This is a genomic window from Pedobacter sp. Hv1 (genome assembly GCF_001412215.1).
Lineage (GTDB): Bacteria > Bacteroidota > Bacteroidia > Sphingobacteriales > Sphingobacteriaceae > Pedobacter.
The window spans coordinates 481,260-497,822 of record NZ_LLWP01000005.1; the positions used below are offsets into that span (position 1 = coordinate 481,260).

Annotated in this window: 17 protein-coding genes; 5 read left to right on the plus strand and 12 right to left on the minus strand. The window is 36.3% G+C overall.

All coding sequences use genetic code 11. From position 1 onward, the window contains the following. The first annotated feature begins 309 nt into the window (after positions 1 to 309). Positions 310 to 1,206 (plus strand): hypothetical protein, encoded by an 897-nt coding sequence (locus AQF98_RS13700; protein WP_055132509.1) that lies wholly within the window; start codon positions 310 to 312, stop codon positions 1,204 to 1,206. Here the strand turns inward: AQF98_RS13700 and AQF98_RS13705 are convergent. Genes AQF98_RS13705 through AQF98_RS13720 form a run of 4 tightly spaced genes read right to left on the minus strand, consistent with a single transcriptional unit; the run spans position 1,198 to position 8,021 of the window. Further along, positions 1,198 to 3,693 carry a TIM-barrel domain-containing protein gene (locus AQF98_RS13705; protein WP_055132510.1) on the minus strand — a complete coding sequence of 832 codons (2,496 nt, stop codon included), beginning with the start codon at positions 3,691 to 3,693 and terminating at the stop codon, positions 1,198 to 1,200. The two genes, AQF98_RS13700 and AQF98_RS13705, sit on opposite strands and share 9 nt — an antisense overlap. 57 nt (positions 3,694 to 3,750) lie before the next feature. After that, complete coding sequence (locus tag AQF98_RS13710) at positions 3,751 to 4,440, minus strand: response regulator transcription factor (protein ID WP_055132511.1); 690 nt, start codon at positions 4,438 to 4,440, stop codon at positions 3,751 to 3,753. 5 nt (positions 4,441 to 4,445) lie between these two features. Then, entirely contained in the window at positions 4,446 to 6,116 is a 1,671-nt protein-coding gene (locus AQF98_RS13715) for a sensor histidine kinase KdpD (protein WP_055132512.1), read from the minus strand. A 12-nt stretch (positions 6,117 to 6,128) separates the two neighbouring features. Then, complete coding sequence (locus AQF98_RS13720) at positions 6,129 to 8,021, minus strand: prolyl oligopeptidase family serine peptidase (RefSeq protein ID WP_055132513.1); 1,893 nt, start codon at positions 8,019 to 8,021, stop codon at positions 6,129 to 6,131. 220 nt (positions 8,022 to 8,241) lie between these two features. Here AQF98_RS13720 and AQF98_RS13725 point away from each other — a divergent pair, with 220 nt between their 5' ends. The 3 genes from AQF98_RS13725 to rfbC are packed head-to-tail and all read left to right on the plus strand — an operon-like array spanning position 8,242 to position 10,922. Then, a complete protein-coding gene (locus AQF98_RS13725; RefSeq protein ID WP_055132514.1) occupies positions 8,242 to 10,050 on the plus strand; it encodes a tetratricopeptide repeat protein in 1,809 nt (602 codons plus the stop codon). Between the two features lie 15 nt (positions 10,051 to 10,065). Further along, a complete protein-coding gene (locus AQF98_RS13730) occupies positions 10,066 to 10,368 on the plus strand; it encodes a DUF4286 family protein (RefSeq protein ID WP_055132515.1) in 303 nt (100 codons plus the stop codon). Further along, entirely contained in the window at positions 10,368 to 10,922 is a 555-nt protein-coding gene (gene rfbC / locus AQF98_RS13735; protein WP_055132516.1) for a dTDP-4-dehydrorhamnose 3,5-epimerase, read from the plus strand. The genes AQF98_RS13730 and rfbC overlap by 1 nt, the downstream gene beginning before the upstream one ends. 44 nt (positions 10,923 to 10,966) lie before the next feature. Here the strand turns inward: rfbC and AQF98_RS13740 are convergent, their stop codons facing one another. The 4 genes from AQF98_RS13740 to AQF98_RS13755 all read right to left on the minus strand — a co-directional run bounded on the left by AQF98_RS13740 (position 10,967) and on the right by AQF98_RS13755 (position 13,333). Continuing rightward, on the minus strand, positions 10,967 to 11,809 hold the full coding sequence (locus tag AQF98_RS13740; protein WP_055132517.1) for an OmpA family protein: 843 nt from the start codon (positions 11,807 to 11,809) through the stop codon (positions 10,967 to 10,969). Positions 11,810 to 11,886: 77 nt separating this feature from the next. Continuing rightward, positions 11,887 to 12,549 (minus strand): DUF2461 domain-containing protein, encoded by a 663-nt coding sequence (locus AQF98_RS13745; RefSeq protein ID WP_055132518.1) that lies wholly within the window; start codon positions 12,547 to 12,549, stop codon positions 11,887 to 11,889. A 95-nt stretch (positions 12,550 to 12,644) separates the two neighbouring features. Next, positions 12,645 to 13,043: a hypothetical protein gene (locus AQF98_RS13750; RefSeq protein ID WP_055132519.1), complete on the minus strand. Its 399-nt coding sequence runs from the start codon at positions 13,041 to 13,043 to the stop codon at positions 12,645 to 12,647. A gap of 38 nt (positions 13,044 to 13,081) precedes the next feature. Next, a complete protein-coding gene (locus tag AQF98_RS13755; protein WP_055132520.1) occupies positions 13,082 to 13,333 on the minus strand; it encodes a hypothetical protein in 252 nt (83 codons plus the stop codon). A 187-nt stretch (positions 13,334 to 13,520) separates the two neighbouring features. Here AQF98_RS13755 and AQF98_RS13760 point away from each other — a divergent pair, with 187 nt between their 5' ends. After that, complete coding sequence (locus tag AQF98_RS13760; RefSeq protein WP_055132521.1) at positions 13,521 to 13,832, plus strand: zf-TFIIB domain-containing protein; 312 nt, start codon at positions 13,521 to 13,523, stop codon at positions 13,830 to 13,832. Between the two features lie 133 nt (positions 13,833 to 13,965). Here the strand turns inward: AQF98_RS13760 and AQF98_RS13765 are convergent, their stop codons facing one another. The 4 genes from AQF98_RS13765 to AQF98_RS13780 all read right to left on the minus strand — a co-directional run bounded on the left by AQF98_RS13765 (position 13,966) and on the right by AQF98_RS13780 (position 16,547). Next, the gene (locus AQF98_RS13765; protein ID WP_055132522.1) at positions 13,966 to 14,508 is read right to left on the minus strand and encodes a DUF420 domain-containing protein; all 543 of its coding nucleotides are present in this window, start codon (positions 14,506 to 14,508) and stop codon (positions 13,966 to 13,968) included. Positions 14,509 to 14,750: 242 nt separating this feature from the next. After that, positions 14,751 to 15,458, minus strand: coding sequence for an SCO family protein (locus AQF98_RS13770; RefSeq protein WP_055132523.1), 708 nt, complete (start codon positions 15,456 to 15,458; stop codon positions 14,751 to 14,753). Then, a complete protein-coding gene (locus AQF98_RS13775) occupies positions 15,458 to 15,814 on the minus strand; it encodes a cytochrome C oxidase subunit IV family protein (RefSeq protein ID WP_055132524.1) in 357 nt (118 codons plus the stop codon). Before AQF98_RS13775 ends, AQF98_RS13770 begins: the two co-directional genes overlap by 1 nt. Positions 15,815 to 15,839: 25 nt before the next feature. Next, positions 15,840 to 16,547, minus strand: coding sequence for a cytochrome c oxidase subunit 3 (locus tag AQF98_RS13780; protein ID WP_055132525.1), 708 nt, complete (start codon positions 16,545 to 16,547; stop codon positions 15,840 to 15,842). Positions 16,548 to 16,563: the final 16 nt, after the last annotated feature.

Genomic DNA, 16,563 nt, shown 5'->3' on the forward strand with positions numbered 1-16,563 from the left:
TTGCCAATGAACAAATGAAAATAGAGAATAGGGAATAGATTACTTTAGCAATAAACAAATGACACCACTGAGCCAATAAAGTAAATCGAAGAGGTAAAATGGAAAATGGAACCCGAGTTAAAGGTTGAAAGTGTAAAGTAGAAAGTTATGGGTTGTGGGTTACAAGTTGCAGGCTAAAGGTTTAAATCTGCTACCCTTAACTTCGGACTTTCTAACTAATGAACAAATCACCACTGAACTAATTAACCACCCTGTCTTTATACTTTGTACTAAGTACTTTATACTAATGAACCAATGAACTAACAAAGAATGATTAAAAAAGCACTCTTCTCTATTTTAGATTTTCTGCTTTTTAGCAATCTCTTCATTGCCGTTTGTGCCGTAGCGCAAGGTTTAGTTACTTATTATTTATTAAAAGTTCCTGCAGATAAATCTGTACTTGCCTTTTTATTCTTTTCAACACTACTGATCTACAACTTGAGCATGTTGCTGGCCAAGCCAAAAGATCCACAAAAATCGCCATTTAAAAGAGTGCGATGGATCTTTGCCCACGATCGGCTGATTATTTCGATTACGCTCATCTCTGCACTTTGTATTATTCCACTAGGCTTATTGTACCTGAGCTTTCAAGCTAAACTTTTAATGGGTTTTGTTGGTTTAATTGCCCTTGCCTATAATTTCCCTTTTTTAAGTATCAATCAGAAAAAGATTGGGTTAAGAAACCTACCAGGCATTAAACTATTTTTAATTGCTTTAGTTTGGTCGGTAAGCTGTGTACTTTTGCCTATTGTAGAACTAGAACACAATTATGGCATATCGGTAACCTTACTGGAAACCCTTTTATTGGTTGCCAAACGCTTTTTGTTCATTTGTGCCATTACCATTCCTTTTGATATCCGAGATCTTTTTCAAGACAAACTTTACGAGCTTAAAACTATCCCAGTGATATTGGGAGAGAAAAAAGCATGGATTTTTTGTCAAGGTTTATTGGTCATTTACCTGATCCTACTTGTTCTTTTCACCAAAGAATTTAACCTCGATGTGATCGGTTTGGCCTTAACCATATTTCTAACTGGCTGGCTCATCTTTAAATCTAACCTGAAAAGGAACGAATATTATTATTTCTTCTTTTTAGATGGCACGATGATCTTACAGTGTGTAATCTTAGCGATTTGCCATTTCATGAGCACTTCTTTATTAGTTTAAGTTCAAATCCCTCATGGTAATGTTTACAGGTTTTCCATCCCATTGGATATGGATTTTAAGTGTTGCAGTTGTTGCATCATAAAAATAAAAATTTGAGGCACTGAGTAACACCTGATCTGAACTGGCTTTACGCAACTTAACCGTTCCATTAAGCAATGCAGATGGCATTTTCTTTACTCTAGGAATTTCGATAAATACATCACGTTGTTTTGGAGCACCTACAAATGTTCCTGTTTTTTCGAGCTTTAACACATGTGTGCTGTTACTGTTGCTAGCTTTGAAAGTAAGCAGTTCAAACTCTCCTTTTTGGTCTGCATTTGCTGTTTTACCATCGTCCATATACATGTTAAATGCACTACTTTTTACTTCTTCAGCTGCATAATATTTCAGAATTAAGGTAGTGGCATTGTAACCATCGGTATTGGGCATGGTATTGGCCATTGGAATAATACTACCAGCCTTTGCAAAAACGGGCATTGAGGTAAGTGGGGCTTGAACCATTGCTGTACCCATATAAGTCCGATCATCACGAGTATCTATCCACTTGCCAGCAGGAAAAACAACCTTACGTTTTGTTGCTCCTTTTTCTAACACTGGTGCTACCAGCATATTTGCACCCCATAGGTATTCATCATCTACATTCTTCAAGGCTTTGTTTTGGATATCGAAATAGTTAACTGGCAAAACCAATGGCCTTGCGGTTTTTGTATTTAACCAAGTTAAAGAATAGTTGTAGGGCAAATAACGATACCTCAGGTTCAAATATTCTTTAATGATATCTTTTGTGCTTTCATCCCAGAAAACTGGCTCTGGATAAGCAATATGATCTGTAGCAGTAGTTTTTACTGCTGTACCCACTGCACCAGGATCAGACGAGGCAATTTTAACATCGGCATGTGCCCTGATAATGGGTAAAAAGCTAGCAAATTGCAGCCACCTAATGTACAATTCAGGTTCTTTCTCTCCTCCGGTAAAACCTCCAGCATCTGGATGCATGTATCCAATGCCACTCATGCCCATTCCTGTAATTAGGGGGATTTGGATTTTCATGGCTTCCCAAGTTCTAGACACATCGCCACTCCAGGTAAAAGTAGCATAGCGCTGCATGCCTGCACCACCAGAACGAGTCAGATTAAAAACACGCTCTTTCGGAAAATCCTTTTGATAATTTTCATAGATCAACTTGTTCCAGGTTAAAGGATAGATGTTATGGATTTGTCTTTCGCTACCCAAAACAAATTGCATGCTATCTGAGTGCATTTCTGGCTCTCCTAAATCTGTCCAGAAACCGGCTACTCCTTCTTTAATCCGAGCTTTATAATTGTTCCATAAATATTGCTGGGTTTCTGGTTTAAAAACATCTAACAATGAGGCTGGACCAGCCCAGAACTTTTTCAATACATAAGGATACTCATTTATACCCCCCGCAAATAATTTAGCCTGAGCTGAACTTTGGTAATTGGTAGACTTTAGGGTTGCAAAGGTTTGGGTAATTGGAATGGTCTTGATCCCCATCTTTCTTAAATCTGCCATCATTTTAGGGGCATTGGGAAATGTTTTTTTATACCAGTCCATATTTCCGATCCCAGAAATATCATCGGCATACCAATAAAGATCCAAAATCATGGCATCAATTGGAAAGCCTTCTTCCTTTGTCATTTTAGCTACTTCCATCATCTCCTGTTCACTTCGGTAACCAAAACGAGATTGCATAAAACCTAAAATCCACATGGGCGGCAAGGGTTGCTTACCAGTAAGCTTGGTATAGTTATTTAAAATCTCATCATAATTATTGCCTGCCACTACAAAATATGAGGCTACCCCCACATTGGTTTGGTAATTGATTACATCTGTTTTTGTTTTGCCTAAATCGAAGGTGCCAGAACCATAATTATCAAAATAAACGCCATAATGTTTATTGGTTACAAAAAACGGTACTGAGATATTCAGGTTTTTTTCGCCCGCGGTATAACCATAATGCGCTTGGTGGTAATTTTCTAATAATTCTCCTTTTCTGTTGGCCTTTAAGGCATGAGAGCCTAAACCATAAATACTTTGGGTACTGTCTATTTTAAAATTAAGCTCTTTTTTATCGTCACTTACCGAAACGTAGTTGGTATTCTGCAGCAGTCTTTCCTTCCCATTTAAGTAGAAAGTGATGGCAAGCGTTTTCTTATTAATTTTAGCACTTAAAGCAGTAGAGCTTAACCAAATTTCGTTGGCATTTTGTTTTAAAGTGGTTTTTACGCTATCAGGCGTAGCAATTAAAGTATAAGGAATATCGTATTTGATTTCGTTGCCGAAGTAGGCCACCCTAAATACCTGTTTGGTAAAGGGCGTAATTTCTATGTGGCCTTTTTCTCCTTTGATCTGTAATTTTTTACCATCGTAGCTATGTTTTTGGTATTGGCCAATGGTGGTTTGTTGGGCAAAGATGGCTTGCGAAAAACCTAGAAAAAAAAGGGCATAAAAAATCCTGAACTTCATATCATTAAAATTTGAGTGGAAAACTACAAAAATCAAATAAGAAATTCAGGAGAAATATTATCCCGCGTTAAAGCGGTAACCTACACCACGTACGGTTTGTAGCAGTTGTGGATTATCTGGGTTAAGCTCGATTTTTTTACGCAACCTTACAATGTGCATATCCAAAGTACGGGTATTCACATCAGAGTTATAGCCCCAAACTACCAGCATCAGCTCATCGCGGTTAATGACTTTATTTGGGTTACGCAAAAAGTACAATAAGATTCTATTTTCTAAAATCGTCAATTCGATTTTTTTGCCATCTCTAAATAAGGTATGGATATTTGGGTGATGTTCCATGTTTCCAAAACGGTGAATTTCAGAGCGGTCGTTGTTTAACAAGAACTTCGCTTTGCTATCTAACATCGCTACCAAAACATCCATGTTAAAAGGTTTGGTTACATAGTCTGATGCACCAAAATTATAGGCATCGATCTTATCTACATCTTGTGCCTTGGCGGTCATCATAATCACTAAGCCTTCATATCCATTTTTTCGCACTTCTTCGCAAACATCGGCACCTTCTTTGCCTGGCAACATCCAATCTAACAACACCATATCTGGTTTTTCAGACATGATGGTATCTACTGCAGTTAACCCATCGCCACTTTCCAGTACTTGATATCCCTCTGCCTGTAAACGATGAACTACTAAAAAACGTAGGTTTTCATCATCCTCAACTATCAGTATTTTAATTCCTTTAGACATCTCTTTTAATTATTATATGGTAGTACAATTTTAAATTCTGTTCCTTTATCTACAACACTTTTAACAGATATTTCGCCGTTCATAAAGTTAACTAGTTCTTTACAGAAAGCCAAACCCAAACCTACACTTCCATTTTGGTTATATCGGTTTTGAACACGGTAAAACTTTTTAAAGATATTATTTATTTCTGATGATGGAATACCTATTCCCGCATCTTTAAATCTGAGCACCACCTTATCTTTAATTAAGCGGGCACTGATATGAAGCTTTTTATGGTTTGGTGAAGAATATTTATAAGCGTTCTCTGCCAAGTTATCGAATAAACTGCCCAATAAAACCGGATCGGTAATAAAGGTAGTAAACCCAGAGGTTTCATACGTAAAGTCAAAATCAGGGTGTTTCAGCTTGTGTACATCAATTGTACTTTCTATAAAATCATCAATATTAATTTCGTCCTGATTTAAGATAATGGCTTTGTTCTCTATCTGCGTAAAGGCCAACAACTTATTCATCAAGCCATTCAGCTTATCGGCCTCTTCATCTAATATTTTACCGTAGAGCTGTTGTTCTCTGGCACTTAAACTTGCTGCGCTTTTAATGTTATTTCCCGCAATTTTAATCACGCTTACGGGTGTTTTAAACTCATGCGTTAGGTTGGTTACAAAATCGTACTGTAGCTTAAACATCTTATGGTTGATGTTCAGGTTTCTATAGATTAAAAAGGCGACCAACACCAATACGCCATAGAACAATAACAGTAAAGCGGCTATCGGCAAAAAGAAACTATAAATCTCTTTTTTAACAAAAGATTTTGAGGAGATAAAGTAAAGCTTATAATCAGAGAATGGTCCACCTAAAGTAATCTCGCCCGTAATGTATTCTGATGAAGTATCAAGAGGGTCATAGGTAATGGGCTCTATCCTGATGTTTTGGTACAACAAAGGCCTGGTATTTTTGATCTTGATTTTACTGGGGTCCAGCTCAAAAGAAAGCATATCCTGCTGATAAACAGGATCTGAATCCAATTTATAGGCCACCATTCTTTTATAAACTTTTAAGAGTTCAAAACTTGGGATATTGAAGTAGTCTATCCGATTTGAGCGGATATTGGTAAAATTGCTAAACAAGCTTTCTTGACTGGGAGCTTTTGCAGTATCTAGTTTAGCCGCAAACTTCATCATCTTTAAAGAGAGCTGATCAAAACCATCCCGATCCACATTATTCACAATATCGTTCTCTCCAAACAGTTTGATCGAATCTTTGGGTATGGTGCTGCCAAACTGATAAACATTCTTAAGCCCTACAGAACAATCGCCATAGTTGACCCCATTCTCTTCAAACTTGATGTTTTTTACCAAGGCATCATAAAAGACTACCTTAGAAACAAAAGGGTATTGCAGTAAGATTGTATCTACATATTTAGCGGCCGTAGCCGAATCTAAATAACCATTGTAATAAGAAATTACAGGCAATTTGTTTAAAAAGAAATCATTATAGGGTTTGATACTTTCTTCGAGCACATTGGCCTTGGCCGATACAAAATCGTTCTCGATATTCTTTTTACTAAAGTTAAATGCTAGAAAAAGAGAAATTACAAATACTACGGAGATTAAGACAATAAAAGTTATTATCAGCGAAAAATTCTTACGATAACCACTATCCTTTTCTGAAACCATTTGATCAACAGGTTACTTTTTCTTCAAATTAACCTCTAAAAACTGTTCTAAAGCCGAGTACATTTTCTGACGACCTTCTTCTCTATTCATAGAAAAAGCGGCATCTTCCTTTTCGTAATAGGTAACAGGTGCGTTCCGTTTCTTTAGCTCTTTTACAAACTGTATCGCATCGCTGGTATTGATTCGAGGGTCTTTGATATTTTGTGTAATAAAGATAGGAATATTAACCTTATCTGCATGGAAAATTGGCGAAGCCTGACGCAAGTATTCAAAATCGACATCTGGATTTCCAAAGATCTCATAATACATCTGTAAACTCGATTTATAAAATGGAGGTATGGATTTGATATAACTCAACAAATTGAGTACACCAGAGTTGGAAGCCGCACATTTGTATAATTTTGGATTTTTAATGGCACTGTTTATGGCAATATACCCGCCCAAACCATTTCCATAAATGGCTATTTTTTGTGGGTTTGCTATTTTTTGGTCGATCAACCATTTTACACCGTCATCAACATCGTCTTGTATCTTAGCTCCCCATTGTTTAAATCCGGCAGCAAAAAAAGCCTTACCATAACCAGAAGAGCCTCTGTAATTGACCTGTAGCACACCATAACCTCTATTGGCCAAAAACTGTACCTCGGCATTAAAGCCCCAGGTATTGCGTTGCCCTGGTCCATTATGCGGCATTACCACAATAGGTAAGTTATTGGCTTTGGTATTTAGGGGTAGCGTAAGGTAACCATCAATCTTTATTCCATCTCTAGATGTATAACTGATTGGCTTCATTTCGCACATCTGATCTTCCTGAATGGCAGAATTGATGTCACTTAATTTCTTTAAATTTCCAGTATTGGCTACATAGAGGTAATAAGAACCCGGGTTGCGGTCTGTAAATGTGCGGATCACAAACACATTTTCGCTTTTGTCCTTGCTTATAATTCTAGATTCCGTATTTGGCAACAACTGGTCTATCTTTTGGTACAAAACCTTGGCCTCGTCATCTAGATAGTGTTTGTGTTTTTTCCAGGTTTCGTAAACCACATAGGCCATTTTACCTTTTTGTCTAGAATATTCTCCATCTACAACATTTAAGGTATCATTGGCAAAAAGTACGCTTTTCTCTTTTCCAGTAATACAATCCAATTCTACCAAAGCTTTTTTATCCCTGTTGATGTTGGATATGGCATAAACGATGTTGGGCTTGGTTTCTGAGAAAGCAATTGGAAGTATAGTGGTTTTAAAGTCATTGGTCATGATGGGACTAAATTTCTGCCCTTCATTTTCTCTATACAACAAAGTTTGGCTTACCCCATCACTTGAAATGGCCATCCGTAGCATACCCTTAGCATCTGTTACCCAATCAATAATATTACCCGGATTTTGTGCCGCCATCTGCATTTCTCCATTTCTTACGTTTAATCTGTAAACGTCTGAAACGGTAGAATCTCTTTTATTAGACGACACCAACAAAAAATTATCCTCCATCAGTTGATCATCCAAAACCCTGATCTTGTTCTTCTCGTTTTTGCTCAACTGTTGTTCATTCTTGCCTTCTTTATTGATGATAAACAGGTCAGACTGGAAACGTTCTCCTTCTTTTTCTTTGTAATAGATCAGTTCGTCGTTACTTACCCACGAGTAAAAACTGATATTTTTTTCATGGAGTTTGGTCAACTGTACTGTTTTACCAGTTTCAATGTTCTCTACAAAAAGGTTTTGTTTTTTATCCTGTAACTTTAAATAGGCCAAGCTCTTTCCATCTGGCGAAACGCGATAGGTAGCTTTATCCTGTGATTTGAAAAAGTCGTTAACGGGTAATACAGCAACCTTTCCTCCTTCTTTACATGCAAAGAGAAACAATAGCAATAGCAACCCTAAATATTTTTTTATAACCGTCATATATCTATTCTACAAAAATACGGATCACCTTTTGGCAAAAACATTAATTATTAATATTGTTACTTACCGTAAACCTTATTCTAGGTCTCAATGTAGCAACATTGACATTATTCAAATCATAATATCGGTAACATTTAGAATACGCGTTAACATTTTTCGTTATTTTAGCACTTAAGCTTTAATTGACTATTAATTTTAGCGCTATTAATTTATTCCACTAATGAAGAAACTCATTCTTTTAATCTGTAGTATTTTCTCTTTCTCTTTTTTGCAGGCGCAAGAAGGGGTAGATGAGGCATTGGCTTATCAATATTACCAACAGGCAGATTATGAAAAGGCTGCAGTGCTTTTAGAAAAATTATTTAACGCTACCAAAAATGATGGCTATTTCGACCTTTATTTTACTTCATTAATCAAAATAAAAAAATACAAAGAAGCAGAAGCCATTCTCAAAAAATTAATTAAAGAATATCCAGATAAATCTCAATATGGTGTTGCGTTGGGTAGAGTTTATCAAGAAAATGGCCGAATTGAAGAAGCCAACAAAATATTTCAGGGGGCCATTAACGCTACACCAAAAGACGAAAACAAATTTAGACAACTAGCCAACGATTTTTATCGTTTTGAAGCTTACGATATGGCCATTGCTACTTTTATACAGGGCAGAAAAGTATTTGGCGACGAACAGCTCTTCGGTTTTGAGTTATTGAGCATCTATCGTTATAAAAAAGACAAGGTGATGTTGATCCAAGAATACATGAATGTATTGACCAACACCCCTCAATTATTGCCCCAAGCACAAAATGCACTGGCCTCTATTTTTGAAGACAATAAAGATTATCAATTGCTTCAAACAGCCTTATTTAAGAAAATACAAAAAGATCCACAGGCCGAGGTATTTACCGAAATGTTGATTTGGCAATACATTCAACAGCAAGAGTATGAGATAGCCTTAAGGCAATTGATTGCCCAAGACAAACGGACCAAGGGCGACGGAACTTTTCTTTTCAATACAGCCAATACTTTTTTGGCCAACAAGGCTTACCCAACTGCAATTAAAGCTTATGAGTACATTTTAACAAAAGGAACTGAAAGCGAGATCTACGTGAGGGCTAAAGTTGCATTGATCAATGCCAAATATGAGTTGGTAGTAGCTGGTAAATTTGACAACCAGGCTATCGCTGCCCTAGCTAATGAATATCAAGAAATTTTAACCCAATATGGCAAAAATATCGAGACCTTATTTGCCTTAAAAAAACTAGCCTATCTACAAGCTTATTATCTGAACGATTTAAAAAAAGCAGAAGAAACCTTAGAAAGTGGATTAAAAATTATGAATGTTCCATCTGCAGAAATTGGGCAGCTAAAAATTGATCTTGGCGATATTTATGTATTGTCTAAACAACCTTGGGAGGCCATTTTAGTATACGAACAAGTAGCCAAACAATTTGAAAACCAAGTTATCGGAAACGAAGCACGTTACCGAGCTGCAAAACTCAATTTTTATGTGGGCGATTTCAAATATGCAAAATCTCAGGCAGATGTTTTAAAGGCATCAACTTCTGCATTAATTGCCAACGATGCCCTAAATCTCAGTCTCCTGATATCGGACAACCTACAGAGCAAAAATGACAGCCTAGCTTTAGTGATGTATGCTGATGCGGATATGTTTCAGTTTATGAACAAAACGGATAAAGCTTTGGCAAAACTGGACAGTATTGACACCATGTTCCCTAAAAATAGCCTAACTGACGATATTTTAATGGCTAAAGCCAATATCTACATCAAAACAAACGACCTAGCAAATGCAGTTACCATGCTTAAAACATTAATTACCGACCATAATACCAGCATTTGGAGAGATGATGCACTTTTTACATTGGCAGATATTTTAGAGAAAAAGCTGAACAATCCAGAAGAGGCTAAAAAACTATACCAACAGTTGATGAATGATTATCCGGGCAGTATGTTTAATGCAGAGGCTAGGAAACGATTTAGGAATATGCGTGGTGATAATTTAGGCACATAATCCTATCTTTGTAACATGTTATTATACAATGTAACCGTAATTATTGAAGATGCAGCTAAAGAGGAGTGGTTGCAATGGATGCAAGACATTCATATTCCAGCAGTAATGGCAACTGGAAAATTCGTCTCTAACAGATTATTGAAAGTTTTAGATTCTCCAAATGAAGGCACTACCTTCTGTGTACAATATATTGCTGAAAATTTAGCAGAATATGAAGATTACCAACAAAACTATGCGCCAACATTGCAAGTAGAAATGCAGGTAAAATTTGAAAACAAATTTGTGGCTTTCAGAACATTAATGGAATTTATAGCTTAATGAATATCATAGAAACTCCCATCAAAGACCTTTTTGTAATCGAGCCTAAAATCTGGAAAGATACAAGAGGCTATTTTTACGAAAGCTACAGTGCCAAACAATTAGCTGAGGCAGACATCAATGCCATTTTTATTCAAGACAATCAATCATTTTCTCAAAAAGGTACTTTACGAGGCCTACATGCTCAGGCACCACCTTTTGCACAAGGAAAGTTGGTACGTGTAATTAAAGGTGCAGTGCTGGATGTTGCTGTTGATATTAGAAAAAACTCGCCTACGTATGGTCAGCATTTCAGTATTGAGCTAAGTGGCGAAAACCATAAACAGCTTTGGGTACCTCCCGGTTTTTTACATGGCTTTTTAACTTTAGAAAATGACACCATCTTCACTTATAAAGTAACCAATTACTACGATAAAGATTCTGAAATTGGTATCATGTGGAATGATCCGACTCTCAATATCAATTGGAGTGCACAACTCGAAGAATCTGCATTTCTGTTATCTGATAAGGACTTGATTCTTAAAGATTTTAAATCTTTGCAGAGCCCATTTTAATCTTAATAGTGGTTCGTGATGGCACGAACCACTATTAAATAAGATTATTGTTTAATCAAATCGTATAGCTCATCCAATTTTGGAGAAAGTACGATTTCAATTCTACGGTTTTTGCTACGGCTTTCGGCTGTTGTATTTGGACCCAAAGGCTGGAATTCTCCCTTTCCTGTTGCAGTCATTCTTACACTTTCTACCTTTTGCTCTTCGGTTAAGAAACGCACAACCGAGGTTGATCGAAGTACACTTAAATCCCAGTTGTCTTTAATTTGGCCAAGGTTGGTAATTTTCTGCGAATCGGTATGTCCTTCTACGGCGATGTTAATTTCTGGTTGTTGTTTCAATACAGCAGCCAATTGGGTTAAGGCTTGTTTACCTTTCTCGTCTATGATGATACTTCCAGAAGGGAATAACAATTTATCTGTTAGTGAAACATAAACTTTTCCGTTCTTAATTTCTACAGTTAATCCATTTTTGGTGAAACCTAACAATGCTTCTTGTAGTTTGGCTTTCAACTGGTTTGTTGCCTCATCACGTTTGCGTAAAATCTCTTCTACTTCTTTTAAACGTTGCTCACGTTTCTTTAAATCGCCAGAAAGCTTATTGATCTCAGAAGAGCTATTACTTCTTAATTTGGTATAATTGGCATCCATTTCATTGAACTGGCCTCTTAATTCGGCTATTTGTCCATTCAATGCTGCCGTATCTTTTTTAAGGCGGTTGATCCGTTGTTCTAAACTTTCATTCTTAGATTGGGCGTCGCTCCAACCCACATTTAATGAATCTTGTTTGGCCAAAAGGGCTTTATACTTTTTTGGAGATAAGATTACACATGAACTTACAGTAGAAATACATAGTACAACCAGTAGAAATAGGCTTAGTCTTTTCATTAGTAGAATTTATTCGTTTAATTTATTTTCAATTATCAAGAGCTCGTTAAAACACTATAACGGTAAAAAAGCTATTCCTATATGGTTGTCGCTTTTCTCAAAAATAACACAAATGGTTGTATTGTTGTAAAAGCAGTTATCAACTTATCCACTATGGTAGGTTTTAAAAACTCAGAATCGGCTATCTTATAAATAGATATGAAACTTTTTAACTTCAATAGCTCAATCTGCGGATGATCAATTTCATAGCCTTTTGGGGCTTTTTTTAAGGTGTCTTCTTTGCTTAATTTGTAAATATCTTTAAATGCTTTGGCACTGATGATCTCTACAAACTCAGCCGTATTGTAATCTATTTCTTCTCTGATCATTTTAAGCACTGCTGCTTCAGGCTGCCAAAACCCTACACCAAAAAAACAGTTACCCGGTTGCAGATGCAGGTAATAACTTGGGGTATTTGGCCCATAACCTTTCACATCGAATGCAATGCCATAGTTATTTTTATAGGGGTCTTTATTTTTGCTAAAACGCACATCTCGATAAATGCGCATCAATGCTTTTTTTGGCTCTGTATCTGCTGGGTATTGTGGATCTATGGCCGATAATTCTTTGATTAATAAAGCTATAAATGGAAATAAATCTGCCTTGGCCTCCTCATATAAATGTTTGTTTTCGGCAAACCACTCACGGTTATTATTTTCGGCAATGTTTTTAAGAAAATCGAAAGTTTTTTTGTTTAACATTTTAGGTAACTGTTTAAGTGTTCAATGGTTCATTAGTTCAGTTGTCATTGGTTCATTGGTCATTGGTAACTGTCAACTGAGAACTTCAAACTGCGCTACTCCTGATCATACTCAGCTTTGTACTTTATCTTGGGCGATAGCCAATGCAATAAAATTACACGTGAATATCGGTAATTTAAAGGTGATAATAAAAGTGAACCTAAAAAAATGACACCCACATACCATCCTAGCGAATCGAAATCTAATCTCCCTCCAGATAGGTAATAAGTTGCAAAACCCATACTGATCATTTCTACCATATTCATGGCATAACTTACATACATGGCTGCATAAAAATAGCCCGGTTCTATTTCAAACCTTTGTTTGCAATGCGCACAATTAGTATTGGTACGTTGAATATTGAAACCGTAGCTGCTGCCTGTAAAAATATCTCCTCTTCTACATTGAGGGCACTTGCCTTTAACAATGGCATACCATTTAGGTGTTTTCTTCATAGCGAATACCTAACAGCAATAGTTTGGATGGAGAACAGTTATTGATTAACAGATGGAGATGAGATCCTTTTGCGATAGTTTCTATACCATAACACGCCAACTCCTGTCATTAAAAGATATGGAATGGCCAAGAGATATAGAATACCAGTATTGAGGCCTTTTCCTTGTGTATTGCCATTTTTTGTGCCTTGTTCTGCACTAATGGTACACATAGAGCATTGCGCCTTAGCTGCTGGGCTAAATGAGAAGCTCAACACAATGATAAAAAGAAAAACAATTGCCTTTTTCATGAGCTACAAATATATCTATTAAATAAAGGTTTTAATTAAAAATTGTGTCATAAAACACCACAATTTTTATAACACAATTTTTAAAAGTGTTTCTAAAATTAAGGAGCCTAAAAAATTACCATCGGCTAACAATCAATTTGCCGTTACAAACGTTATTAAAAAAGAATAACCATTTAAATTAATACGTATGAAATGTCCCAATTGTAATGAAACTTTATTGATTACCGAGCGCCATCAAGTAGAAATAGACTATTGTCCGAGTTGTAGAGGGGTATGGCTAGACAAAGGCGAGCTGGATAAATTATTGGCCTTTGCAGCCGAACAAAACAGCAGACCTGAACCGCGTTATGAAGATCGTAAGGAAAATTATAGTTATGAGCAGCAGAACAATCATCATCATGACAGTTATAAAAATCAGAAATATGATCAGCGCCACTCCTCTTCTCAACATCCAAGAAAAAAGAAATCTTTTCTTTCAGATTTTTTCGATTTCGATTAAGCGCTATTAAAGCATTTGCTTATTAAAAGATAGCGGGATTGATGTATCAGTAATACATCAATCCCGCTGTGCTGTTTAGACTTAAATTAGCTCCAGTTTAATTTAATAGCTCGAAAGCTATCAATTAGCATACTTAAGCAAAATTATAATAAGGAGAAATCATCAGGTATACGATTACGCCAGTTACCGCTACATATAACCACATCGGAAATGTGATTTTTGCAATCTTTTTATGTTTATCAAAACGTTGTGCCAAAGCTCTAACGTAGGTTACCAAAACAAAAGGGATGATAATTACTGATAAACAAATATGGGTGATCAGGATAAAATAATAAATGTATTTGATCGCTCCTTCACCACCAAACTTGGTAGAATCAGAAGTCATGTGGTAGGCTACGTACATGGCTAAGAAGAGCACAGAAAGAAATATGGCGAACTTCATTAGGTTCTCATGCAGTTTTCTCTTACCATTTTTAATGGCCAATACTGCAACAACCAAAACTACAGCAGTAATTCCATTTATAGTTGCATAAATTGGTGGCAAAAAGGATAAAGGTTTTACATCATAACCTAACTTTCTCAAATTCACCCCAAATAATAAGGCTACCACTAAAGGTATCGCTACAGATAGTACTACAATCCACTTGTTATATTTTTTTTCAACTGAGTTCTCCATATCGTATATTTTTAAAATTCGTTGTTTTGTAATCTTGATCTTGTTGGCGAGGACACCAACAGTAGCTATTGTATAGCTTAAAATTCTTTAGCTTCTATTTAGTTTTGATAGATTCTTGATCTCGTTGGCAAGGACACCAACAGTAACTATTGGTTCTCCGTATGGTTGATCTTAAAAATAGCTAACTTAATCACCCCAATTTATTTTGACTATTCCCTATTCCCTATTCCCTATTCCCTACCCTACCTACCGTCTTTTATATTTCTTAATTCTTCTGCCACAAGCACCTTAATTTCATCATCTAGTTTAGACAATGCTTCTTGGTTAGTTGCTTCATAATACCCACGTATACGATGCTGAGAATCTAACAATACGAACATATTGCCATAAGCAAATTTAGTTAGGCCATTATCAGTTGTTTTTAAGGCATCTAACAATAAACCTTTTCTAATCAATTGGTATACTTGTGTACTATCTCCTGTTAACAAATCCCATTTCCCTGCAACGGCATTGATCTTTTTGGCATATTCTGCTAAAACTGCTGGTTGGTCTCGTTGCGGGTCTATACTTAATCCAATAAAATGGATCATGTCATTCTTTTCGTATACTTTGCTAAAACCTTCCATTGCCTTATTGGCAAAATCTACTCCAAAAGGCCTGTCGTTGCTATAAAAAAGATTAAGTACAATTACCCTACCCTTGTAGTTTTTCCAAGTGGTGGTATCTGCCTTTTGGTTCAGCAGCTTAAAGTCATCCACGATGTGGTAAATGGTATCGGGTATTTGTTTGCCCCTAACAGAATGAAAGGTAGACGCTACTTCTTTAGAACCATAAATGGCCAAGGGTTTATACCTGTTTTTACCCTTTTCCTGTAGTAAATAATATAAAAATCCCGGTACCGCTAAAATGGTTACCAGGATTAATATCTTTTTTATTGGGTTATACTTCATTAAAGTTGAGGCATGTGATCGTGGATATAACCACCTTCAATTAACATCAGTACAATGAAATAAATAATAAATACAAATGATACGGTAAGTGCCAATTGTAAACCTAATTTCTCGAATTTCAAGTGCATGAAATAAGCCACGATATAAAATGCTTTTAACAAGGTTAAAGCAATGTATACGTAATTACCTACATGTTGAGACATGTGTTTACCTGGAATTGCCCATAATGCAATAATGAACTCGATTACGGTAATCAACAAAAGGATACCGAATACTTGCCATATTTTCTTTTTGTTCATTCCTCCATGCTCATCATGTGCATGTTCTTCTGTTGTATGTACGTTGTGCTCTGACATAATATTTTTATTTATAGAATGATAATTAAACTAAGTAGAAGAATGTAAATACAAACACCCAAACTAAATCAACAAAGTGCCAATAAAGACCTACTTTTTCTACCATTAGGTAATGGCCACGTCTTTCGAAAGTACCATTAATCGTCATACATAATATGATGATATTGATCACCACACCACTAAATACGTGGAAACCGTGGAAACCAGTAATGGTAAAGAACAAGTTTGCAAATTGTTGTGCAGCTACTGTAGATACAGGTCCGTTAAAGAAATGTGTCAATTCTTCTGCAGTTGGGATTGATCCCCACCAAAATCCTTCGTGGTGCAAGTGTGTCCACTCTATGGCTTGACAGCCTAAGAACATGAAACCACCAATAATGGTAGCTACCATCCACCAGATTACTTCTTTTTTAGCTCTTCTGTGTCCAGCTTCAACGGCTAATACCATTGTTACAGAACTCATGATCAAGATAAAAGTCATGATCCCTACGAATACTAAAGGATATCCGCTATCAGCAATACCAGGAATAGATTGAAAAACGTGATCTGGATCTGGCCAAGTAAATTTAGTAAAACGTTGCGCACCATAATAAACCAATAATGATGAGAATGTGAAGGCATCCGATAATAAGAAAAACCACATCATTATTTTGCCATATTCTACCGACCACGGAGAACGGCCACCAGCCCATGGAGTGGTTTTAACTTGGTCTAATTTCGATAATGAATCCATTTAGTAATAGTATAAT